Here is a 23,242-nt window from a genome sequence, read left to right on the forward strand (position 1 = left end):
AGCGGTCGCAGCAGCTCGGCGCTATCGAAAGCCGCATGCTCAAGCGAGCCGGCAAATCAGTCGCCGTTCGACTCTTGGGTCTTCCGTTCGCCTTCACAGGCCCGCATCGTGTCGAAGACCAGATATTCCCGCTGGCCTTTGACCTCGGTGCATGTGCGGGCGCTCGCGCCCGACGACGTGTTCGACTGGGCCTTCAGATCGCAGCGATATTGGGCCGATTTGAAGCTGGCCAGCAACGGGCCCGCGACCTTGACGCATTTCTGGCGGCCCGGATTCCCGTGCCAGTTGAACGCGAATTTGTCCTGCAGGATATCGAGGCTTTGCGCCCCCGCCGGGACGCACAGGATGAACAGGGTCGCGACTGCAAGGCTGGACTGCATTTTCGGCATCGGAACTCTCCGTCGGCCAAAATCCAGCCCAGCTAACCATTTTCCGCAGCGAAAGCCTACAGGCTATGCCGTGACCTTCCTGAATTTGTTGCTGCGCCTGGGGTGCCACCACGCGCCCTTCAGCACCACGCCTTCGGAGATGATCTTGCGGTCTCCGATCATGTGCTCGCCGGTGACGTCGGCATAGTCGAACTTGCCTTCCTTCACCGTCAGGATCGTCGCGTCGCCGAGCGAGCCGACCCTGAGCGATCCGTATTCAGGACGCTTCAGCGCCATCGCCGCGTTCACGGTCGAGGCGGCGATGACGTTGTTGAGGCTCATGCCCATCAGCAGGAATTTCGACATGGTCGTGACCTGATCATAGGCCGGGCCGTCGATGCAGAGCTTGTGGACGTCCGACGAGATCACATCGGGCTCGAAACCATTGGCGAGCATGGCGCGCGTCGTCTTGAACGAGAACGAGCCCTTGCCGTGGCCGATGTCGAAGATGACGCCGCGCTTGCGGGCGGCCTGCACCTCGGGTTTCACCGTGCCCTGCGCCGTGCAGGGCGCGTTCGGGAAGGGGCGAAAAGCGTGAGTCAGCACGTCTCCCGGCCGGAGCATATTGACCACCTCCTCATAGGATGGCGGTGGATGGTCGATATGGCACATCAGCGGCATGCCGACTTCGTTGGCGACCTGCAGCGCGATATTGAGCGGCACGGTGCCTTGATCGCCGGAAGCGTGCAGCCCGACGCGCACCTTGATGCCGACGATCAGGTCGCGGTTCTTGTCCGCGACCTCGGCGCAGTCGATCGGATTCATCAGTCTGAGATCGCCGCTCTCGCCAACCATGACGCGATGATCGAAGCCGTAGATGCCGGCATGCGAGACGTGGAGATAGGCGAGGATGCGGGCCTGGCTCTTCTCGATGACGTGCTTGCGGAAGCCCGGCCAGTTGCCGGGACCGGCCGAACCGGTATCGACCGAGGTGGTGACGCCGGACGCCCGACAGAATTCGTCGGCGTCGATGCCAAGCGAGGTGCCGCCCCAATAGACATGGGTGTGCAGGTCGATCAGGCCCGGCGTAACGATATAGCCGGAAACGTCGCGGGTCTCCTTGGCGCCCTTCAGGTCCTTGCCGAAGCCCGAGACCTTGCCGTCGGTGAAGGCGACGTCGAGGACGCCGTCATGCTTCTGCGAGGGGTCGATGACCCGGCCGCCCTTGAGGATGAGATCGTGGGTCATGGGGTGTCCTGAGGGGCGGCTGCGGAGGGAACGGAAGAGAGCATATCGACCCGGTTGGTCAGACCCAATTCTCGACGCGCAGGCCGGGCATGCGGTCGAACTCGCGGCGGTTGTTGGTGACGATGATCAGGCTTTGGCTGCGCGCGTGAGCGCCGATCTGGGTGTCGTGAAGGCCGCAAGGGGTACCGGCTCGCTCAAGCTCGGCACGAAGTTGGCCGTAATGAACGGCTGCATCGTGATCGAATGGGAGGACGTTGACTTGCGCGAGGAAGTCGTCAACCGCTTCGAGGCTCTTTGAGCGGGCAGCGGATTCCTCGGCGCCGAACCGGAGTTCGGCGAGCACCACTGTGGAAATGCAAACGCTGCTCGCAGCGGCGCGAAATCGTGCTCGCAATCCTTCTGGCCTGTCTTTCATCACGTAGATGCAAATGTTGGTATCGAGCATGTAGTTGAGCATTCAGAACTCTTCGCGCTCCTCGCCTTCAAGCGGCTTCCAGTCGCTCATGAAGTCGTCACTCGCCCGCGCACCGCGATCGAAATAGTCATCCCAACCCTTGCCCTTCGGCACGATCAGCACGCCCGAGCCCTGCCTGATGATCTCGACCTCCGTCACCTCCGGCGGGAAGGCGAGTTCCTTCGGCAGGCGCACGGCCTGGGTGCGGTTGGTCACGAAAAGCTTGGTGGTCGCCCGGGTTTTGGCTGGCATCGTCACCTCTGTATATCCGAGTCGGATATACTACGCTCGCCGGAGCTGACCGGCAAGCTCGACGCCATCATGCCGGTCCCAACGCACCCTTGCGCTCGACGATCAGCCCATAGGCCTGCGGCTCGCGATGCCTGGCGAAATTGAAGGTCGAGGCTTTGTAACTCTTGCCCAGATCCATGTCGCAGCGGGCGACCACCAGCTCGTCGCCCTCGGTCACGGCCTGGGCGACGACCTCTCCGGTCGGCGCGATGATGCAGGAGCCGCCGATCTGGTCGACGCCGGCTTCGAGCCCCGCCTTGGCGACGCCGACGACCCAGCTCGCATTCTGATAGGCGCCGGCCTGCATCACCAGCTGGTTGTGGAAATTTCCGAGCCGGTCATGGTCGGGCGCCGGTGGATTGTGCTTGGGCGTGTTGTAGCCGAGCACGATCAGCTCGACGTCCCGCAGGCCCATCGACCTATAGCTTTCGGGCCAGCGCCGGTCGTTGCAGATCATCATGCCGATATTGGCATCCATCGTCCGCCAGACCGGCCAGCCGAGATCGCCCGTCTCGAAATAGCGCTTTTCGAGGTTCTGGAACGGTGCGTCGGGACGATGTTCGGGATGGCCGGGCAGATGGATCTTGCGGTACTTGCCGATGATCGCGCCGGTTTTGTCGACGAGGATCGCCGCGTTGAAACGGCGCTTGCGGCCGTCTTCGTTCGCGAGTTCGCAATAGCCGAGATGGAAGCCGATGCCGAGGCGCTTGCTCTCCTCGAACAGCGCAGCGGTCTCGTTGGATGGCATCGCGCTTTCGAAATACGAATCGATCTCGGCCTCGTCCTCCATCCACCAATGCGGAAAGAAGGCGGTCAGCGCCGCCTCGGGAAAAACGACGAGATCGCCGCCATGACCTTTTGCCTGGCGCATCAGTTCGATCATGCGGGCGACCGCCGAGCGCCGACTTTCGTCGCGCTGTATCGGCCCCATCTGGGCAGCGGCGATGGTCAGGATGCGGCTCATGGCCTGCGTGCTTTCGTTCGGGCGTCTCGTGCCGGCTGCGCGGGCGACGGCATCCCTGGCGCGCTTGTTGCGTCGAAACTGACGTAGCGGTAGCCTGCACTCGCTGCCCGCCTGCGCGGTCTGAAATCCCCGCCCGGCGCGTCCGCAGCGGCCGCAGGCTGGGGGGCAAGGCCATGACCACGTTCAACGTCGTCAGATTTCGCGTCAAGGAAGGCCGGGACGAGGAGTTCCTCGCGGCCCATCGCGGCGGCAAGGCGCATTGGCCCGGCCTTTCCAGGGGACATATCCTCAAGACTGGCGAGCGTTCCTATTGCCTGATCGGCGAATGGCCCGATCTGGAGACGCTGAAGGCGGCCCGTGCCGAGATGATCGCAACGCTGGGGACTTTTCGCGACACGCTCGAGGATCTCGGCAACGGCCTCGGCGTGACCGACGCCGCCTCCGGGGACATGGTGGTCGATCTCACGGCCTAGCGTTCTCCCGACGCCGCCGTGGCGAGAGCGATTCGGCCCACGAAGATGACGGGGCGACGATCGCCCGTTCGAGGCCGCGCGCCGATCACGCATTCGGGTCAACCTCGTCGGCGGAGCGCCCGACGATGCCGCGATAGACCTCCGGGTCGGTGGCGCCCTCGGTACCGTAGCAGAGCACGCGCGACGCGCCGTCGAGCTTCAGCGCCGCGCGCAGGGACGGTTCGCGCGCCGCCCTGATCAGCCCGGCGAGCCCCGCCACGCCCGACTCCCCGCCGACGACGCCGAGGCTTGCGAGCAGGCGCATCGCATCGGCGGCCGCCGTGTCCGCGATCGTCATGAAGGCGTCGGCTCCGGGCTGGAGAATGCGCCAGGCCAGGATCGAGGGTTCGCCGCAGGCGAGCCCGGCCATGATAGTGTCGAGATCGCCGTCGACGGTCGTGACGCTGCCGTTCCTCGCCGACTCGAACAGGCAGGCGGCGTTTTCGGGCTCGACCACGACGAAGATCGGGCGATCAGCGCCGAGTTTCTCCCAGCGATAGGAGAGCACGCCTGCCGCCAGCCCGCCGACGCCACCCTGAACGAAGACATGGGTCGGTCTGCCGCCTTGCGCCTCGACCTCCATGGCCAGCAGCGCATAACCCTGCATCACATCCCTGGGCACATCCTCGTAACCAGGCCATGAGGTGTCGGAGACGATCTGCCAGCCATTTTCGGCCGCGGCCTCCGTGCAGGCGCGAACGCTGTCGTCATAGGTGCGGCCTTCGCGAACGACGGTCGCGCCGAAGCTCCGGATCGCCTCGGCCCTGCCCTCGCTGACGGTTTGGTGGACGTAGATCACGGCCTTCACGCCGGCGCGCCGCGCCCCCCACGCCACGGAGCGGCCATGATTGCCATCGGTGGCGCAGGCGACGGTCAGCCCGGCTGCACCACGTGCGGCGACGATGCGGTCGACGGCATAGGCCCCGCCAAGCGCCTTGAAGCTCTTGAGGCCGAAGCGCTGGCCCTCGTCCTTGTAGAGCACCTGCGCGAGATCGAGCTGGTCGGCGATGGCTGGCAGGTCGCGCAACGGAGTCGGCGCATAGCCGTCCCAGGCAGTGATTGCGGCGCGGGCTGTGCCGGCCGCATCGAGCGAGAGAATGGACTGCATCTCCCGCGAATAAGCGCAGACGCGGTCCAGACCGGCGTTGAGGACAAAATCCGGCGTCTGAGGCCCCGCCGGAGGGAGCGGAGCGGTCTTGGCCGGATGCTCGGGCATGGGCTCAGAGGCTCTTCGCCAGACGGGGATCGAGCGAGTCGCGCAATCCGTCGCCGAGCAGGTTTACGGCCAGCACGGTGATCGACAGGAACACCGCAGGGAACAGGATGATATGGGGCCTGACCTGCCAGAGCGCGCGCCCCTCGGCCATGATGTTGCCCCAGGACGGCGTCGCCGGCGGCACGCCCGCACCGATGAACGACAGGATCGCCTCGATGATCATGGCGCTGGCGCAGATATAGGTGGCCTGCACCATCATCGGCGCGATGGTGTTGGGCAGGATGTGGATGAAGATGATGCGTGGCGTCCTGGCGCCGCAGGCGACAGCGGCCTCGACATAGGGCTGCTCGCGCAGGCTGAGCACGACGCTGCGCACCAGCCGGGCGACGCGCGGAATCTCGGCGAGCGTGATCGCGATGATGACGTTCTGGACCGAGCCGCGCGTCAGCGCCATCAGCGCGATGGCAAGCAGGATCGGCGGGATCGACATCATGCCGTCGATGATGCGCATGACGACGCCATCGGCCCAGCGCACGAAGCCGGCGAACAGGCCGATCGCGAGGCCCACCACCGAGGACAGGATCGCCACGCTGAAGCCGACCAGCAGCGAGACCCGCGCGCCATAGAAAACGCGCGAATAGATGTCGCGGCCGAGCATGTCGGTACCGAACCAGTAGAGCTCCGAGGGTACGCGCGTGCGCCGCGAGGTCGCGATCGCGGTCGGGTCGACGGTCCAGAGGAAAGGCGCGAGGATCGCGATCAGGATCATCGCCAGCAACAGGCCGCCGCCGATCGTAACCGTCGGATGCCTGCGCAGATAGGAGCGCTTGGGCGGCGGGACGACCGCTTCCGCTGGCACGGCGAGCGCTCCGGCGATTGTGTTCGACTGGACTGTCAATACCGTATCCTCGGATCGACCAGGGTGTAGACGATGTCCACGAGCAGGTTCACGAGCACATAGACGAAGGAGAAGATCAGCACGACGCCCTGAATCACAGGGTAGTCGCGCCGTAGGATCGCGTCGAGCGTCAGGCGGCCGAGGCCGGGAATGGCGAAGACGCTCTCCGTCACCACAGCGCCGCCGATCAGAAGCGCCACGCCGATGCCGATGATGGTGATGACAGGGATGGCGGCGTTCTTCAGCGCGTGGACGAAGAGCACGTTGCGCTGCTCGACGCCCTTGGCCTCGGCGGTACGGACATAGTCCTGCTGCAGCACCTCAAGCATCGTTGCGCGGGTGATGCGCGCGATCAGCGCGATGTAGACGAAGCCCAGCGTGATCGCCGGCAGTATCAGGTTCCTGAGCCAGGGCCAGATCCCCTGCGAGATCGGCGTGTAGCCCTGCACGGGCACCCAGTCGAGCTGCAGCGCGAAGACATAGGCCAGCAGATACCCGACCACGAAGACTGGAACCGAGAAGCCGAATACGGCGAAGGCGACGACGGCGCGGTCGATCCAGCTGCCGGCCTTCCAGGCGGCGAGCACGCCCATCGGCACGGCGACCGAAACGGCCAGAAGCAATGTCAGCAGCATCAGCGAGACCGTCGGTTCGATGCGCTGGCCGATGAGCTGCGTCACCGGCAGCGAGGTGAAGATCGAGGTGCCGAGATCGCCCTGCAGCACCCGGAAGAACCACTCGAAGAAGCGCACGAAATAGGGCCTGTCGAGGCCGAGGCTGGCGCGGATCTTCTCGACGTCATCAGGCGAGGCCTGATCGCCCGCGATCACCGCGGCGGGATCGCCGGGCGCAATGTAGAGCAGCGAGAAGACGAACAGCGCCACGAACAGCATGACGGGTATCGTCGAGATGATCCGTCTGACGATGAATGCGAACATGGGACGCCGTGTCTTATCCGGGTTTTGATCATGCCCGTCATGGTCGGGCTCGACCCGACCATCTCTGAAACCAGAGAATTCTGGCTACGAGATTCTCGGGACGAGCCCGAGAATGACGGTGCTGTTCGCCGATTAGGCCTTCGACACACCCCACAGCACCGGGAACGGGCCGCTGGTCACGCCGGAGACGCTCTTCCGCCAGGCCTGGTAGCCGAGATAGAAGCCCGTCGGGCAATAGACGACGTTCTGGACCGCCGCCTTGTTGAGCCGGCCCATCACGACCTTCTCCTCGGCGGTGTCCTTGGCGTTGAACCAGTTCGTCACCTCGGTCTCGACGGCTGGCACGTCGGGCCAGCCGAACCAGGCCTTGTCGCCATTGGCGCGCACGGCGGTATAGGAGGCCGGGTTCACGCAGTCGGCGCCGGCATGCCAGGTGTGGAACATGCTCCAGCCGCCCTGGCCGGGAGGCGTTTTCTGGGCGCGGCGCGCGCCGGTCGTGCCCCAGTCGGTGGCGACGAAATCGACTTTCATGCCGATGCTCTTCAGGAGCTCGGCCGTGACGTCGCCCATCGACTTGGTGGCCGACATGTCCTGCGCGACAACGCAGACCACCGGCTCGTCCTTGTAGCCGGACTCGGCCAGAAGCTTCTTGGCGGCGGCGACGTTCTTCATCTTCATCATCTCGCCGCCTTCCTCGGTGTAGAGCGGCGTGCCGGGCGTGAAGAAGCCGCCCATGGCCTTCCAGAGCTTGTCCTCGTCGCCGACGATCGAGCGCATGTAGTCTTCCTGGTTCAGCGCCGTCATCACGGCCTGACGCACCTTCAGATTATTGAAGGGCGGGTGCAGGTGGTTCATGCGGAAGGCGCCGATATTGCCGAGCGGATCGCCGATATCGACGCTGATATTGGCGTTCTTCTTCAGCACCGGCACGAGGTCGGAGAGCGCGGTCTCCCACCAGTCGACCTCGCCGCTCTGGAGCGCGGCGGCGGCGGTGGCGGCGTCGGGGATGATCACCCACTCGACACGATCAAACAGCATCTTCTTGCCGCCCGCGAGCCAGGAGGGCGCCTCGTCACGCGGCACGTAGTCGGCGAACTTCTCGAACACCGCCTTGGCGCCCGGCACCCATTCGCTGCGCACGAACTTCATCGGACCGGAACCGATATATTCGGTGATCTGCTGGAACGGATCGGTCTTGGCGATGCGCTCGGGCATGATGAAGGTGCAGGGCGAGTTGTTCTTGCCGAGCGCGAACAGCATCTTCGGATAGGGCTGCTTCAGCGACCATTTGAAGGTCGTGTCGTCGACGGCGACAAGTTCGTTCTCGATCGCCTTGATCATCGTGCCCATCGGATCGCGGGCCTGCCAGCGCTTCAGGCTCTGGACGACGTCCTTCGACGTCACGGGCGCGCCGTCATGGAATTTCAAACCCGGGCGCAGCTTGAAGGTCCAGACCAGACCATCGGCCGAGACCTCTTCGCTCGCGGTCATCTGGCGCTTGGGCTCAAACTTGTCGTCGATGCCGTAGAGCGTGTCCCAGACCAGCAGGGCGGCGTTGCGCACGACATATTGCGTGCCCCAGATCGGATCGAAATTGGCGAGGTTGGCCTGCGGCACGAAGCGCAGCGTCTTGGCGGCCGCGTTTTGCGACAGCGCCGGCATGGCAAGCCCGCCGGTTGCAGCCAGAGCGCCAGTCCCGGCGGCGGCCTTCAGAAATGATCTGCGGTCCATGTCACTTACTCCCCTGAAGCGGCGACCTCTGTCCGGGCGACCTTGGCGCGAGTTTGGGCAGAAAACCTCTGCCCTGACAACACGCATGATCGACCATTCGCGGCTGGCCCGCGCCTGCAGACTTCGTGCCAAACGGGACAGACTTGGCCAGCGGCGAGCGAAATCGGCAATCGCTGCCGGCTTTCGGGTTTGACCGGCAGAAAATTGCCGGACCAGCGCCTAAATCGATTTGATCGGTGAATCGATCCGGGCGAACGGCCTTGCGGATTCAAAAGCCGCCGCCGCGCGCAGCACCAGCCCGTCACGCCCGAACGGACCGACGAGCTGCAGACCCGCCGGCAGACCCGCTTTCGTCAGGCCGCAGGGTAACGAAATCGCCGGAGCCTGCGTGATGTTGAAGGGGTAGGTGAAGGGCGTCCAGCGTGTCCAGTCATCGCCATAGGCGCCATGCGCGGGCGTGTTGGCGCCGACCGCGAAAGCCGGCAGCGGCAGCGTCGGTGTCAAAAGCAAATCGAAGCGTGCATGAAATTGCGCCATGTGATGCGCAAGCGCATTGCGCTGATTCAGCAAGGCATCGACATAGCCGGAGCCCGGCACGCGCTCCCCGGCCTCGGCGACCGCGACGAGGCCGGGGTCCATGCGCCTGCGCGCCTCAGGCCCCGCGCTGCGCAGCGCCAGCGCCGCGCCGGCCGACCAGATCGTCATCAGCGTCTCGATGGGGTCGGCGAAACCGGGATCGACCTCCTCGACGCTCGCGCCGAGATCGCGGAAAGCCATCGCGGCATCGCGAGTCAGCGCGGCGATCTCGGGATCGACTACGACATCGCCGCCAAGCTTGGGCGACCAGGCGAGGCGCAAGCCCTTCACGCCGCCCTTTAGCGCCGCGACGAAGTCCGGCGGTGCATCGATCATTGCGGTCATGTCGCGCTCGTCGGGCCGGCCGATCGCGTTCATGGCGAGCGCGGTGTCCATCACCGTGCGCGTCAGCGGGCCGAGATGGGCGAGGAAGCCCATGGTCGAGACCGGAAAAGCCGGCACGCGGCCATAGGTCGGCTTCAGGCCGACGACGCCGGTGAAGGCGGCGGGTATGCGCACCGAACCCGCGCCATCGGTGCCGATGTGGATGCAGCCGAGATTGAGCGCAGCGCAGGAGGCCGCGCCCGCCGACGAGCCGCCGGGGCCGGTCGCGGTATCCCACGGATTGCGGGTGATGCCAGAGAGCGGCGAATCGCCGACGCCCTTCCAGCCATATTCCGGCATCGTGGTCTTGCCGAGGAAGACACAGCCCGCCTCGCGCAGCCGGGCGGCGGCGGGCGCGTCGTCAGGCCAGGGTGCGTCCGAACCGACGGCCGAACCGCGCCTCATCGGCCAGCCGGCAATGGCGATATTGTCCTTGATCGTGACGGGCACGCCATCGAGCGGTCCGAGCGCCCCGCCCGCGAGATGGCGCGCTTCGGCGGCCGCAGCCATGGCGAGGGTAACCTCGGCATCGCGGAAGACGAAGGCGTTGATGTCCGGTTCGAAGCGCTCGATCCGGGCAAGCACATCTTTAGCGACCTCGACCGGCGAAAGTTCGCGGCTGGCGAAGAGCGGGCCGAGTTCGGCGGCGGAAAGCGAGGCGATGGCGGTCATGTCAGGCCTGTCGATCAAAATAGAAAGCTAGGGAACCGCGACCGTCATTCCGGGCGCAGCGAAGCGGAGACCCGCAATCCATCATAGGGCATGGCAGTGCTCGACGATGGATACCGGATCGGCGCCGCTTTGCGGCTTGTCGGGAATGACGGCGGGTCGGTGAAAATGCGTCACGCATTTGCCACGCGCCAGGCGGCGCTGAGCAGCACATTGGCCCCGGCGGCCATGTCTTCGTCGGTGCTGAGCTCGGCTGGATTATGTGAAAGCCCGCCGATCGAGGGGATGAACACCATCGCGGTCGGGCAGAGCCGCGACATCATCTGCGCGTCGTGGCCTGCGCCCGAGATCATCCTGCGGATCGGCAGACCGAGTTCGGTCGCGCTTTGCTCCATGCCAGCGATCAGCTCTTCGGCGAAGGCGGTTGCCGGGAAACGGGCGAGGTCGCGAAAGCCGATCTGGATATCGTCGCGCTGCGAGAGTTCGGCGCAGAATTTGCGCACAGCGGCTTCGGCCTCGGCGAGCGGCGCATCGAGAGGGTTGCGCAGGTCGAGCGACATCACCACCGTCTCGGGCACGACGTTGACGTTGCCGGGCTGGACCCGGATGACGCCGGAGTTGGCCAGTTGGTTCGGAATGGTCTTCGTCAGCTCATTGGCGAAGATATTGATCCGCGCCGCGGCGAGGCCGGGATCCTTGCGATAGGCCATCGGCGTGGTTCCGGCATGGCTCGGACGACCCTTCAGCGTCAGTTCGAGCCAGCAGATCGCCTGGATGCCGGTGACAGCGCCGAGACCGCCGCCCTCGCTTTCCAGCACCGGCCCCTGCTCGATATGCATCTCGAGATAGGCATGCGCCTTGAGGAAGCCCGGCTGTTCGGCGCCCTCGTAGCCGATCCGTTGCAACTCCGCGCCGACGGCGACGCCGTCTGAATCGACCTCGGCATGGGCCGCCGCGACGCTCATGCCGCCGGCCCAGACATAGGAGCCGAGCATGTCGGGATGGAAGCGCGCACCCTCCTCATTGGTGAAGGCGATCACCGCCATGTCGCGTTTCGGCGTCAGGCCGGCGTCGCGCAAAGCCGCCAGCACCTCGACGCCGGCGATGACGCCAAGCGCGCCGTCGAAGCGCCCGCCGGTGCCGACCGTGTCGATATGCGAACCCATGATGACGGCCGGGCCGTCCTGCTGGCCTTTCAGGATGCCGACGATGTTGCCGATCGCGTCGATCTTCACCGTGAGCCCGAGCTGTTCCATCTGGCCGACCAGCCAGTCGCGGCCCTGCCTGTCCTCGTCGGTCAGCGCCAGCCGGCGGCAGCCTCCCTCCGGCGTCGCGCCGATCCTGGACAATTCGGCCAGCCGCGACACCAGCCGCGCGCCATCGATCCGCAGATTTGTACTCATGGGCAGGGTCTCCGGGCATGCTGCGGATCGGCGGGCAATGGCCCGAGCAGAGCGCGCAAGGCAAGATGCAAGCCGCTCACGCGCCGAGCAAGGCCGGTGGATGCCTGTCGACCCAGCCGGTCGCGTCTTCATAGGCCTGCGCGACCTGCAACAGCAGCAATTCCGACTGGTTGGGTCCCCAGAGCTGCATGCCCATCGGCAGGCCGGCCGCGTTGAAGCCGGCGGGCACGCTGATCGCCGGGCAGCCCGACATCGTCGCCGGAATCACCACCTCCATCCAGCGGTGATAGGTGTCCATGGCGCGGCCCGCGATTTCTCTGGGCCAATGCGTCTCGACCGCGAACGGAAAAACCTGTGCGCTCGGCAGGACGAGGATGTCGTAGCGCCCGAACAGCTTGCGGACATGCTGGTACCAGGCCGAGCGGAGGTTCGAGGCCTTCATCACCTCGAATGCGGTGAGATCGAGACCCTGCTGTGCCTCCCAGAGCGCCTCGGGCTTGAGGAGTCCGCGTCGGGCAGGGTCGGCGGCGATGTCGGCGAGGCTCGATCCGGCCTGCCAGGCGCGCAGTTTCAGCCATGCCTGCCAGATCGTCTCGGGGTCGAAGCCGAGGCTGGCGTCCTCGACCTGCGCACCCAGCGCCTCGAAGGCCTTCAGCGCCTCCCGGCAGAGCGCCAGAACGCCGTCCTCCATCGGCAGATGGCCCCCAAGATCGCCGAGCCAGCCGATGCGCAGGCCTGCGATGTCGCGGTCGAGCGGTCCGAGGAAGGCGGCCGGGTCCTCCCGGATCGACAACGGCACGCGTGGATCGTATCCCGACTGCACTGCCAGCAGCGCCGCGAGATCGCGGACTTTACGCGCCATCGGCCCCGCGACGCCGAGCTGCGGAATGAAAACCTCGTCCGCGTTCGACGGCACACGGCCATAGGAGGGGCGCAGGCCCAACACATTGTTGAAGGCGGCGGGATTGCGCAGCGAGCCGGCATGGTCGCTGCCATCCGCCACCGGCAGCATGCGAAGCGCCAGCGCCACGGCCGCGCCGCCACTGGAGCCGCCGGAGGTCTTCGACGGGTCGTAGGCGTTTCGCGTCGCCCCATGGACCGGGTTGTGGGTCTGCGAGCCCAGTCCGAATTCGGGCGTGTTGGTCTTGCCGATGATGATCGAGCCTGCCGCCTTCGTTCGCTCGACGAAGATCGCGTCGCTGTCGGCGATCGCATCCCTGAACAGCGGCGAGCCTTGCGTCGTCGGGAAGCCCTTCGCCGCCGCCAGATCCTTGATCGCCTGCGGGAAGCCGTGCATCCAGCCGCGCGAACGGCCCGATGCGAGTTCGGCATCGCAGGCTGCCGCGTCCTTCAGCACGTCGCCACGCTCGCGCAGCGAGACGATCGCGTTGACGATGGGGTTCACCCGGTCGATCTGGTCGAGGAACGCCGTCATCACCTCGACGCAGGAGATCGTGCTGGCGTGGATCGCCTGCGACAGCGCGATCGCGTCGAGCGCCGCGATCGCGGTCGCGGATTGATGACTGGCTGACATGGCGATCTAGGCCCCCGCCCCATGGCTGCGGCGATCATCGCCGCGATTTCCTGCGTTCGCCAGCTTTGTTCGGGCCTGCGATACTCGCAAGGCGTCCACCGCGCAGGCCTGCCCGGCGCGCAAAGTGCTGTCGCGGCGCGTGCAAGACCGCTAGAAGCGGCTCCCCATCGAACAAAGCGCAGATGTCCGAGCTCGCACTCACGATCAAACCGGCGAACCCATGGTTCGCGGAGGCCAGGGCCATGATCGCCCTGAGCTGGCCGATGATCCTGACCAATCTCGCGCAGATGGCGATGACGACGACCGATGTCCTGATGATGGGGCATCTCGGGCCGGATTCGCTCGCTGCCGGGGCGCTCGGCGCGAATCTCTACATGGCGATGCTGATCTTCGGCATCGGCGTGATGGCGGCCGTTCCGCCGATGCTGTCGATCGAACTCGGCGCCAACCGTCATGCCGTGCGCGAGGTCCGCCGGACGGTCCGGCAGGGTCTCTGGGCCGCCGTCACGCTGGTCGGGCCGATGTGGCTCTTCCTTTGGCAGGGCGAGGCGATCCTGCGCGGCATGGGCCAGGATGTAACGCTCGCGGAGGCGGCTGCGTCTTATGTGCGAACGCTGCAATGGAGCCTGCTGCCTTTCTTTCTCTATCTCGTGCTGCGCGGCTTCGTCGCCTCGCTGCAGAGGCCGTTTGCAGCCGTCGCCGTCGTCGTGGTCGCAGTCGCGTTCAACGCTTTTGCGAACTGGTGCCTGATGTTCGGCGGTCTTGGCTTTCCGGCGTTGGGCCTGCCGGGTTCGGGGCTTGCCACGACATTATCCTCGACGCTGCTGTTCCTCGGGCTCGCGCTGGTCATCAGCCGCGACCGCCGCTTCCGGCGCTACCGCCTGTTCGGCCGTGTCTGGGTTCCCGACTGGCAGCGTTTTCGCGGCTTCTGGCGGCTCGGGTTGCCCATCGGCATCACACTCGCTTTCGAGGTGGCCATCTTCAACGGCGCAGCCATGCTGATGGGGTTGATCGGGGCTACCGCGCTGGCGGCGCATGCGATCGCGATCCAGATCGCCTCGCTGACCTTCATGGTGCCGATGGGGATCGGACAGGCCGGCACGGTCAGGGTCGGCCGTGCCTTCGGAGCCAACGACAGGGACGGCGTGACGCGAGCCGGCACGATGGCGATCGTGCTGGGGCTCGGTTTCATGGCGCTGATGGCGCTGGTCATGCTGCTTGCGCCGCAGATCCTGGTCGGCCCGTTCCTCGACGTCTCCAAGCCCGGCGCGGCGGAGGTCGCGGCGCTCGCCATGTCCTTCCTGCTCTATGCCGCGATCTTCCAGATCGCCGACGGTGCGCAGGTGGTCGGCTCCTGCCTGCTGCGCGGCCTCGGCGACACCCGCATGCCGATGATCTTCGCCGGCCTCGGCTACTGGGCGATCGGGCTGCCGCTTTCGATCGCGCTGGGCTTTTTCACGCAACTGGCCGGCATCGGCATCTGGATCGGCCTCGCAGCAGCGCTGACCATCGTCGCAACGCTGATGCTGGGACGCTGGTGGGCGCGCGAAAAGCTCGGCCTGGTCAAACCCGCCTGAGTCCGCACGTCCTTGTCGGCTACGCGGCACGATGCACTGCGGCGCGATCCGTGCTACTTCATGCCGTTGGCTTCAACTCTCGAAAGCGTTTGAGAATGGCCCCGGATGACGTCACGCTGATCCGCGAAAGCTTTGCGCATCTGCATCGCAGAAAGCCGGAGGCAGCGGCTCTGTTCTATGAGCGGCTGTTCGAGATCGCTCCCGAGGTCAGGCCTCTCTTCAAGCCCGACATCCGGGCGCAGAGCGTCAAGCTGATGGAGACGCTGACGGTCGCCATCGCCACGCTCAACGACCCCAAGGGTCTCGCCATCCTGCTGCGCAAGCTCGGTCGGGAGCACAAGAGCTACGGCGTCAGGGATAGCCACTATGACAGTGTCGGGGCTGCGCTGATCTGGACGCTGCGCAGTTCGCTGGGCAGCGGCTTCACGCCGCAAATCGAGCGCGCATGGGCTGGGCTTTACGGCGAGATCGCTCGCATCATGATCGAGGCGAGCCGAGAGGCCTGAGTGCTCGGGCCTCCGGCTCGCTTCCCTTCCTCAGAACTCTTCCCACCCTGCGTCGGAGGCGCGGGCGTTGACGGCCTTCCTGGCGGGGGCGGGTCGTGCCGGGGCCGGCGCGGCCTTTGTCTGCGCGAAGGCGGCCTCGGCGAGCTTGCGCAGGCGCTCGGGCTCTCCGGCGGCGCGGTCCGTGGCGCGCACCGGCGGCGGGGCGTAGGCCGCGCGCGCTGCGGCGTGGCTCTGGGCTGATTCCGGCCCGGTGCGGAACGCGGCGACGAGGTCGTTGAGCTGGCCGATCTTGCCAGACAGCGACCCGGCGGACGCCGCGCTCTGTTCGGCCAGCGCCGCATTCTGCTGCGTCATCTCGTCGAGATGGGCGACRGCCTGGCTCATCTCGTCGATGCCGTTGGCCTGCTCGCCGGACGCCGCCGAAATGTCGGCAATGGTGGCCGCGACCTTCTGCGACGCCGAGAGAATCTGCGTCAGCGCATCGCCCGCCTGCCGCACCAGCCTGACGCCGCCCGTCACCTCGGCGTTGCTCGACGAGATCAGGCCGGAGATGTCCTTGGCCGCCGCCGACGAACGCTGCGCCAGCGTGCGCACCTCGCTTGCGACGACCGCAAAACCCTTGCCGGCGTCGCCGGCRCGCGCAGCCTCGACCGCCGCGTTCAGCGCCAGCAGGTTGGTCTGGAAGGCGATGTCGTCGATCACCCGGATGATGTCGGAGATCTTCTTCGAGGCGTCCTCGATGCGCGACATCGCAGCCACCGCTTCGGTCGCGATCGCGCCGCCGCCCTGGGCTGCCTCCATCGCCTCGGTCGCAATCGCCGCCGCCTGCCGCGAGGCCGCAGCCGACGCCTTCACCGACGCCGCAAGCTCCTCCGTCGTCGCCGCCGTCTCCTCCAGCGAGGAGGCCTGCTCTTCGGTGCGCTTCGACAGATCGTCGGCGCCCATGTTGATCTCGCGCGCCGCCAGGCCGACATCCGACGACGTCACCTGGATCGTCCGCACCGTCGCCGAGAGACGGTCGACGGTGGCATTGAAATCGTCGCGCAGCATCTCATAGGCCGCCGGCACGGACGCCTCGATGCGGTGCGTCAGGTTTCCGTTGGAGAGTTCCGACAGGCCCTTCGCCAGCGCGGCGACGACCTGCTCCAGTTCGCGCGCCTGCTCGACCTGCCGGCGGGCGGCGTCCTGGCGCTCGGTCTCGGTGATCCGGCGCGTCTCGTCCATCAGATCGGCCTGCGTCGTCGCCTGGGCTTCGAGTTGGGCCTTCTCGATCGCGGCGCTGCGCAGCACCCCGACGGCCTCGGCCATCCTGGCGATCTCGCCGCCGCCGCGCATTGCCGGGATCGCCGCATCCAGATCGCCCGAGGCGAGACGGTGCATGGCGTCCTTGAGGCTGCCGAGCGGTTTCATCATGCGGCGCACGATCAGCAGCAGCACGGCGCCGCCGACCAGCGCGATCAGCAGCCCCGCAATGACGTTACCGACGATCATCTCGTCGATCACGGTCAGGAAGTCGGCCTGCTTGATGCCGACGAACAGGATACCGACGACCTGATTGTTCGACTTCTGGACGATCGGCTCATAGACGGTGAAATAGGGCAGTCCGAGAATGTCGGCCGCGCCCGAATAGGTCTTCTTCTCCTTGAATACGGTGTCATAGGCCGCGCCCGGCGCGAGCTTGGTGCCGACCGCGCGAGAACCATCAGCCTTCTGGACGTTGGTTGCGACGCGGACATCGCCCATGAAGACCGTCGCGACGCTGCCGGCCAACGCCTTGACCTTGTCCACGGCCGCGAAATTGCCGTTCACCAGTTCGCTGCCGAAATAGAGCTTGTCACCGTCGAGCTTCGGCTCGCCCTTGGAGGCCAGCGTGTCGCGCAGCAGGTTGATGTTGACCGACAGGCTCGACTGCGCACGCTCGCGCATCGCCTTGTCGGCTGCCTGGATCGAGACCAGCACGGAGGCAGCGACCGCGACCGCGACGATCGCGACGCCGACAATGGCGAGGCGGGTTGAGATCGGCAGGCGGACGGCGAAAAGCTTTTTCATGGAGCAGTCCGGAACGGAGAAAAGCGCGTTTCGCGCATCTGGATCACTCAATTTAGAACCAGACTGGTAACAATCGGTTTAAATCCTGACGCTTGGTCATACACTCCGGGTAGAGAGACAGCCGCCCGATCAACCGTGTTGCCAATCCGTCACAGCGGACTTCCGCCACATTTTGGCCACATGCTGTTCACCCCACGGCCATCTCGCGCGCCTTGAACAACCGCAGCGGCAGCGCCTGTGGAACAGGACGGCTGCTTTCCGGTTATCCACCGCCCGCAAGACCACAAGCAGAGTCACATTTCATGTCCGTCGCGCCGTCCGCCCCTGTTTCCCTTCGTGATCGCAGCCGCATTCTTGTGCGGCTGGCGGCTTTGCTGATGCCGCTTGCACTAGCGGCCTGCGTCGGGGCGCGACAGGAGCCGTTCGAGGTCGCGCGCGCGCCCGGCGTCAGCGCCGAATATCTCTCGATGTATGGCGACATGCCCGATGAGACCTATCCGCTGCCAGCGACCGACATCTCGGAGGTCGACCCGAAGTTCCTGCGCCAGGTCGTCGCCTACCCGACGCGCGAGGCGCCGGGCACGATCGTGGTCGATACCGACAACCGCTTCCTCTATCTCGTGCGCGAGAACGGCCGCGCCATCCGCTACGGCATCGGCGTCGGCAAGCAGGGCATGTCCTGGCGCGGCCGCGCCACGATCGCCCGCAAGGCCGCCTGGCCGCGCTGGACGCCGACGGCCGCGATGGTCGCGCGCGACCCCGAGAAGAACGGCCCCTGGGCGGGCGGCATGGATGCTGGCCTCGACAACCCGCTCGGAGCCCGCGCGCTCTACCTCTACCAGGGCAACCGCGACACGCTGTACCGCATTCACGGCACCTCCGAGCCGTGGTCGATCGGACAGTCGGTTTCGAGCGGCTGCATCCGGATGTTCAACCAGGACATCATCGACCTGCACAGCCGGGTGCCGACGGGCACGACCGTCGTGGTGCTGAACCGCGGGACGCTGCTGGAACCCACCGAAGGCGAGAGCTTCGACGAGGTTCCCTCCGATCCGCTCTGACGTTTGGTCATGATGATCCAGCCCGCCTTGATACCGTCACAGGCAGGCACCACCTCTTGCTACGGCTGCGCAGCCGCGCAGCCCAAAATGAGAGGAGATGACGATGACGCCGCAAGAACGCGACGTGATCGCCGGGATTTTCGACCGCCTGCGTCAGGCGGCCAACCAGCCCCGCGACCCCGAGGCTGAGCGCTTTATCGCCGAGCGCCTGCGCGACCAACCCTATGCGCCCTACGCCATGGCGCAGGCCGTCTATGTGCAAGAGCAGGCGCTGACCAATCTGCAGTCGCAGGTGGAACAACTGCAGGCGCAGATGCGCGACCTGCAGAGCCGCCCGGCCGAGGCCGCGCCGCAGTCCGGCGGCTTCCTGTCCGGCATCTTCGGTGGCGGAGCCAGGCCTGCGGATGCAGCCCCTCGCTCCGGCTCGGTGCCAGGCTTCCCGCCACGTCCGCAGGGGCAGCCCTCGCCGGCCTGGAATACGCAGCAGCCCGGCACGATGCAGGCGGCCCCGATGCAGCAGGGCTCGATGCAGCCAGGCATGCCCCAGCAGCAGCCGGGTCCGTGGGGCGGACAGCCGCAGCAGCCTCCTCCACGCGCCGGAGGCGGCTTCATGGCGAGCGCGCTCACGACCGCGGCCGGCGTCGCCGGCGGCATGGTGCTCGGCAATGTGCTGACCAACGCCTTCAGCGGAGGCCACAAGACCGGCGGCGACCAGACGGCGAAGGCAGCCGATGCCGGCTCCGCTTCCGACAGCTCAGGCTCGTCCAGCAACGGTTCTGGAGACAGCGCCGGGACACAAAACGCCGGCGACAACAGCAACTACAATGACGGCTCGTCGGATCCGGCGAACTATCAGGACGCCAGCTACGACGCTCCGGTCGACGCCGGCTATGACGACGGTTCGAGCTTCGGCGGCGGCGGCGACGACGACAGCTACGCCTGAACCGGCCTGGTCGCTGCGGTCCTGAACAATGAAGAGCCCGCCCGGTGCAGACCGGGCGGGCTTTTTTCATGCCCCGATGGAAGACCGGATCGGCGTCAGATCACCTGTACCTTCGCGCCGACCCGGACGCGCTCGTAGAGATCCGTGACGTCGTCATTGGTCATGCGGATGCAGCCCGACGAGACAGCCTGCCCGATGGTGTGGGGCTCGTTGGTGCCGTGGATGCGGTAGAGCGACGAGCCCAGATACATAGCCCTTGCGCCCATCGGGTTTTCCGGCCCGCCCGGCATGAAGCGCGGCAGATCGGGACGGCGCTTGAGCATTTCGGGGGGCGGCGTCCAGGTCGGCCATTCGGCCTTGCGCGTGATGCTCTTCATGCCCGCCCATTCGAAGCCGGGACGACCGACGCCGATGCCGTAGCGCATGGCGCGCCCGCCGGACTGGACCAGAAAGAGGAACTTCTGATTGGTATCGATGATGATCGTGCCGGGCGACTGGCGACCGTCATAGGCGACCTCCTGCTTGTGGAAGCGAGGATCGATGACGCGCTCGATCGGGCGCTCCATCTCGATGGGCTGCCCCAGCGCCGCGACGCGGCGGCCGGGCTCGCGCGGCTGCGCCTGGGGCGCGAAGGGATCGACGGGATAGGCCGGCTGGCTGCTGCGGCCATAGGCGGCATAACCGCCCGGCCGGTTGTAGACGGCGCCGCCCCGGCCGCCCTGCGAGGGATCGCGGCCAGTCATCAACATCTCGATGAACCCACCGCCGTAGTTGGCGCGCCCGGCCGAGGCGGTCGTCATCGGGTCGACCGGCAGAGGCTGGGCGTAGTTCTGGGCGAAGGCCGGCCCGCCGAGAACTACGGCCGCGAAAGGCAGGAGAAGCACTGGACGCATGACGGATACTCTCTCGACATCAACCTGCCGGAGAGCGTGCGGAGCGGCCCTAGAAGGAATGGTGAATCGTTGACTCTGGCGCGCCTCAAGCCCGGTTATTCCCGCGAATTCAACGAATTAACCTTAGCATTTCGGCAAGGCACAGGGTGAACGAAGCGTTGCGCCCCTGCCAGGGCGACGTCAGCGCCCGCAGCGCACGAAGACCATCGTACCATAGCGGTTGGCAACGCTCTCCTCGAGCCAGCGCAGGACGAGCGTCCTGCCATCGAAGGAGACGATCTCGCGATCCTTGCCGCCGTCACCCGCCGGACCGATCAGGCTCTTGCCGAGCAGGGAGGATTTGATGACGTGCTCGCTCGTTTTGCTCTCGTCGGGGCGATGGAGCATTACGCCGCCCGACGGCCCCTTCGCGATCGTGTAGGGCGCGCCGCACTGACCGGCGGCCGCCGCCCTGACCCTGGCCGCATCGGCCTCGCGAAAATAGGAAGCGAGACCCCAGCGGCCGACCAGTTGGTCGGCGGTCTGCGCCGCCGCCGGCACTGCTGCAAGCGTCGAGGCGATCCCGGCCGCGAGAGCCGAATGCCTGAAAATCGTCATCGCAACTCCTCCTTCATGTCAGGCTGCCGGCCCCGGAGCCCGCTTGCGGCTCCGGCGCGCGACCCACCACAGCCGCAGGGTGGTGCGGCAGCGGGCGATGTCGCAGGCGAGCATGAATCCAACATAGACGAAGCCGCCGACGACGATTTGTAGCGTGAGCTCGACAGGAGCGGCAAACCGGTTGCGCAACGGCCAAATCGCCAGCGCCATCAGCGCGGCGGCCAGCACCACGAGCCCGCAATCGCGCAGCGGCGGCAGGACGGGCAGCGCTCGCAGCGCCGCTATCGCGGTGATCGCGAGCACGGCCAGAAATGCCGCCGTCTGGCCGATGGCATAGGCCGTCGGCCCGACCGTCGGCGCCAGCATAATCCCCAGGATGAGATTGATCGCTAACCCCAGCACCGCCGCGAGCGTTGCGACGACCGTGCGCTTCCCGATCAGAAAGACGGGGTAGAGCGCAGCCAGAAAGATGGTGATCGCCGCGAAGCCCGGCACCAGGATCGCCATGTAGCTCGCAAAGCGGCCCTGAAAGCTCGGCGGCACCAGCAGCCTGTCAAAGGCGGGCAGAACCATCCAGACACCGACCGCCGCCGGAAGCGCCACCATCAGCACCAGCAGGATATTGGCCGAGATCCGCCTTTCGGCAGCCCGCCTGCCCTTGACCTCGTCGAGCCGGATGACCTCGCGCAGCAGCACGATCTCGAGCGTCGCGCCCAGCGTGCCGAACAGGCGAAGACCCATGTCGGAGGCAAGCGAGAAATAGCCCGCTTCGGCATAGCCATGAGCATTGGCGAGCAGCGAGCGGTTGAGCAGGGGAATCAGCGAGTAGATCGCGTTGCCGGCGACGAGCGGCAGCGCATAGACGAAGAAGCTCCAAGCGACGTCCCTGCGCGCGGCCGCAATCGAGAGCGGCGCGTCGGCGAGTGCGCGACGCACGGTGAGCAGCGCGACGGCGACGCTGAGCAGACCGCCGAACAGTACGACCGTCGGATCGCGCGTCCACCAGGCGCCGCCGACCATCAGGATCAGCGCCATGACGTTCTTGATGATGATCAGCCGGGCATAGGCGGCATCGAGGAAGCGGGCCCGGGCGATGGCGCCGTGATAGTCGAAAAGGCCGGCCCCGATGCCGGCGAGCACGGCGGCCGACAGCAGCATCGCCGGCAGCTTGAAGTCGATGCCGGCCGCGACCGCCGCGACCAGCAGCGCCGCGAGCGTCATGCTGATGCCGGCCGCCAGCAGGTCGAGCGTCGCGCGGATTTCCGGCCGGGTTTCGCGGGTCGTCAGCGAATAGAAGCGGATCGCCGACAGCTTCAGCCAATCGAGCAGAGCCGTATTGACCAGCACGATAATGGCCGCGCCAATGGCGTAGCGGCCAAATTCCGCCGGCCCGAGAAAATACGCGATGAGCAGACCGAGAACGAAGTTCAGCCCGGCATTGATGACGAAGGGCAGGAGGACGGTCATGTCAGTCCGGTCACGGCGACGCAGCTGTAAAGGTCTTGGCGGCAAAGGTCCCGCGACTCAGGCACGCGCCGGAGATCGAGGCTGTTCATGGCGTAGCGGCCCCATGGCGGTTTTCCAAGGGGAAGGCCGGGATTGTCAGAGGCAGCGCGACGACAGCGCGGGTCTGGTCTGCTGATGCCGACCGAGCCGTTGTTCTATCTCGTCGGCTGGGCGACGACGCTGCTGATCGCGATCGGCAAGAGCGCCTTTGGCGGCGGGCTCGCCATTCTCGGTATTCCGCTGCTGGCGATCGTTACCGAACCCCTCGACGCGGCGATCATGGTCGCGATGCTGGTCTCGCTGATGGATCTCATGGCGCTGCGGAGTTTTGGCCGCGAGACTTGGTCGAAGCCCGATCTCGTCTGGCTGCTGCCGGGCCTCGTGACCGGGATCGCTATCGGCTATGTCGTCTTCACCCGGGTCGATCCGCGCATCGTCACGCTCCTGATCGGCGTGACCACGCTCGCCTTCACGCTGCAATGGTTCCTGAAGGGGCGGCTGGCGGCCCCGGGCGCACGTCCGGTCTCGCCCAGGCTCGCGCTGCTGGCGGGCACGGCGTCGGGCTTCACCACCTTCGTCGCCCATGCCGGCGGGCCGCCGGTGGCGATGTACCTGCTCGGGCGCGGCCTGCCCAAGACCATTCTGGTGGGCACCACCGTGGCGCTGTTCACGCTCGGCAACTGGCTCAAGCTGCCACCCTATTTCGCGCTGGGGCTGAAACATCCGCAAGCGCTGTGGGGCGCGCTCGTGCTCTCGCCCGCCGTGCCGATCGGGATCTGGCTCGGCCGCATCGTGCATGACCGGCTGGAGCAGAAGACGCTGTTCGTCTGGTGCTACGGGCTGCTGGCGGTCGCGGCCATGAAGCTGACGGTGGATTCGGGGTTGGCGCTGCTGCGTTGAGCGAATGCCGCCTTGCCATCGGGC

At 66.4% G+C, this 23,242-nt stretch carries 22 protein-coding genes; 6 read left to right on the forward strand and 16 right to left on the reverse strand.

From position 1 onward, the window contains the following. Window positions 1-56: 56 nt before the first annotated feature. The 5 genes from AC1DZY_RS04845 to AC1DZY_RS04865 form a co-directional block, all read right to left on the reverse strand. On the reverse strand, window positions 57-389 hold the full coding sequence (locus tag AC1DZY_RS04845; RefSeq protein ID WP_476818943.1) for a hypothetical protein: 333 nt from the start codon (window positions 387-389) through the stop codon (window positions 57-59). Between the two features lie 63 nt (window positions 390-452). Then, the gene (locus tag AC1DZY_RS04850) at window positions 453-1,616 is read right to left on the reverse strand and encodes an amidohydrolase/deacetylase family metallohydrolase (protein ID WP_476818944.1); all 1,164 of its coding nucleotides are present in this window, start codon (window positions 1,614-1,616) and stop codon (window positions 453-455) included. Window positions 1,617-1,674: 58 nt separating this feature from the next. Continuing rightward, the gene (vapC, locus tag AC1DZY_RS04855) at window positions 1,675-2,073 is read right to left on the reverse strand and encodes a type II toxin-antitoxin system tRNA(fMet)-specific endonuclease VapC (RefSeq protein ID WP_476818945.1); all 399 of its coding nucleotides are present in this window, start codon (window positions 2,071-2,073) and stop codon (window positions 1,675-1,677) included. Further along, window positions 2,074-2,322 (reverse strand): type II toxin-antitoxin system VapB family antitoxin, encoded by a 249-nt coding sequence (gene vapB / locus AC1DZY_RS04860; RefSeq protein WP_476818946.1) that lies wholly within the window; start codon window positions 2,320-2,322, stop codon window positions 2,074-2,076. It abuts the gene before it with no gap. 67 nt (window positions 2,323-2,389) lie between these two features. Then, window positions 2,390-3,325 (reverse strand): N-carbamoyl-D-amino-acid hydrolase, encoded by a 936-nt coding sequence (locus AC1DZY_RS04865; RefSeq protein WP_476818947.1) that lies wholly within the window; start codon window positions 3,323-3,325, stop codon window positions 2,390-2,392. 173 nt (window positions 3,326-3,498) lie between these two features. Between AC1DZY_RS04865 and AC1DZY_RS04870 the strand changes: the two genes are divergently transcribed. Then, complete coding sequence (locus AC1DZY_RS04870) at window positions 3,499-3,798, forward strand: DUF718 domain-containing protein (RefSeq protein ID WP_476818948.1); 300 nt, start codon at window positions 3,499-3,501, stop codon at window positions 3,796-3,798. Between the two features lie 85 nt (window positions 3,799-3,883). Here the strand turns inward: AC1DZY_RS04870 and AC1DZY_RS04875 are convergent, their stop codons facing one another. From AC1DZY_RS04875 to AC1DZY_RS04905, 7 genes are all read right to left on the reverse strand, one after another. Next, entirely contained in the window at window positions 3,884-5,053 is a 1,170-nt protein-coding gene (locus AC1DZY_RS04875; protein ID WP_476818949.1) for a diaminopropionate ammonia-lyase, read from the reverse strand. 4 nt (window positions 5,054-5,057) lie between these two features. After that, complete coding sequence (locus AC1DZY_RS04880) at window positions 5,058-5,930, reverse strand: ABC transporter permease (RefSeq protein ID WP_476819163.1); 873 nt, start codon at window positions 5,928-5,930, stop codon at window positions 5,058-5,060. Window positions 5,931-5,947: 17 nt separating this feature from the next. After that, complete coding sequence (locus AC1DZY_RS04885) at window positions 5,948-6,889, reverse strand: ABC transporter permease (protein WP_476818950.1); 942 nt, start codon at window positions 6,887-6,889, stop codon at window positions 5,948-5,950. A gap of 132 nt (window positions 6,890-7,021) precedes the next feature. Continuing rightward, on the reverse strand, window positions 7,022-8,620 hold the full coding sequence (locus AC1DZY_RS04890; protein ID WP_476818951.1) for an ABC transporter substrate-binding protein: 1,599 nt from the start codon (window positions 8,618-8,620) through the stop codon (window positions 7,022-7,024). A gap of 219 nt (window positions 8,621-8,839) precedes the next feature. Then, window positions 8,840-10,252: an amidase gene (locus tag AC1DZY_RS04895; RefSeq protein ID WP_476818952.1), complete on the reverse strand. Its 1,413-nt coding sequence runs from the start codon at window positions 10,250-10,252 to the stop codon at window positions 8,840-8,842. 170 nt (window positions 10,253-10,422) lie between these two features. After that, window positions 10,423-11,652 (reverse strand): M20 family metallo-hydrolase, encoded by a 1,230-nt coding sequence (locus AC1DZY_RS04900; RefSeq protein WP_476818953.1) that lies wholly within the window; start codon window positions 11,650-11,652, stop codon window positions 10,423-10,425. Window positions 11,653-11,728: 76 nt separating this feature from the next. Then, window positions 11,729-13,186 (reverse strand): amidase, encoded by a 1,458-nt coding sequence (locus AC1DZY_RS04905; RefSeq protein WP_476818954.1) that lies wholly within the window; start codon window positions 13,184-13,186, stop codon window positions 11,729-11,731. A 242-nt stretch (window positions 13,187-13,428) separates the two neighbouring features. Here AC1DZY_RS04905 and AC1DZY_RS04910 point away from each other — a divergent pair, with 242 nt between their 5' ends. After that, entirely contained in the window at window positions 13,429-14,763 is a 1,335-nt protein-coding gene (locus AC1DZY_RS04910; RefSeq protein ID WP_476818955.1) for an MATE family efflux transporter, read from the forward strand. 95 nt (window positions 14,764-14,858) lie between these two features. Continuing rightward, the gene (locus tag AC1DZY_RS04915) at window positions 14,859-15,269 is read left to right on the forward strand and encodes a globin domain-containing protein (protein WP_476818956.1); all 411 of its coding nucleotides are present in this window, start codon (window positions 14,859-14,861) and stop codon (window positions 15,267-15,269) included. 30 nt (window positions 15,270-15,299) lie between these two features. On the opposite strand, the gene AC1DZY_RS04920 is transcribed toward AC1DZY_RS04915, so the two are convergent. After that, window positions 15,300-17,318, reverse strand: a complete 2,019-nt coding sequence (locus AC1DZY_RS04920; RefSeq protein ID WP_476818957.1) for a methyl-accepting chemotaxis protein — start codon at window positions 17,316-17,318, stop codon at window positions 15,300-15,302. Between the two features lie 377 nt (window positions 17,319-17,695). Here AC1DZY_RS04920 and AC1DZY_RS04925 point away from each other — a divergent pair, with 377 nt between their 5' ends. Further along, window positions 17,696-18,379 carry a L,D-transpeptidase gene (locus AC1DZY_RS04925; RefSeq protein ID WP_476818958.1) on the forward strand — a complete coding sequence of 228 codons (684 nt, stop codon included), beginning with the start codon at window positions 17,696-17,698 and terminating at the stop codon, window positions 18,377-18,379. Window positions 18,380-18,482: 103 nt separating this feature from the next. After that, window positions 18,483-19,322 (forward strand): DUF2076 domain-containing protein, encoded by an 840-nt coding sequence (locus AC1DZY_RS04930; protein WP_476818959.1) that lies wholly within the window; start codon window positions 18,483-18,485, stop codon window positions 19,320-19,322. A 95-nt stretch (window positions 19,323-19,417) separates the two neighbouring features. Here AC1DZY_RS04930 and AC1DZY_RS04935 read toward each other — a convergent pair whose 3' ends face one another. From AC1DZY_RS04935 to AC1DZY_RS04945, 3 genes are all read right to left on the reverse strand, one after another. Next, complete coding sequence (locus tag AC1DZY_RS04935) at window positions 19,418-20,215, reverse strand: L,D-transpeptidase (protein ID WP_476818960.1); 798 nt, start codon at window positions 20,213-20,215, stop codon at window positions 19,418-19,420. Window positions 20,216-20,395: 180 nt separating this feature from the next. Then, complete coding sequence (locus tag AC1DZY_RS04940) at window positions 20,396-20,812, reverse strand: hypothetical protein (RefSeq protein ID WP_476818961.1); 417 nt, start codon at window positions 20,810-20,812, stop codon at window positions 20,396-20,398. A gap of 18 nt (window positions 20,813-20,830) precedes the next feature. Then, entirely contained in the window at window positions 20,831-22,279 is a 1,449-nt protein-coding gene (locus AC1DZY_RS04945) for a lipopolysaccharide biosynthesis protein (RefSeq protein WP_476818962.1), read from the reverse strand. A 174-nt stretch (window positions 22,280-22,453) separates the two neighbouring features. On the opposite strand from AC1DZY_RS04945, the gene AC1DZY_RS04950 reads away from it, so the two are divergent. Next, the gene (locus AC1DZY_RS04950) at window positions 22,454-23,218 is read left to right on the forward strand and encodes a sulfite exporter TauE/SafE family protein (protein WP_476818963.1); all 765 of its coding nucleotides are present in this window, start codon (window positions 22,454-22,456) and stop codon (window positions 23,216-23,218) included. Window positions 23,219-23,242: the final 24 nt, after the last annotated feature.

This window comes from Allobosea sp. P2_A10, from assembly GCF_056405115.1.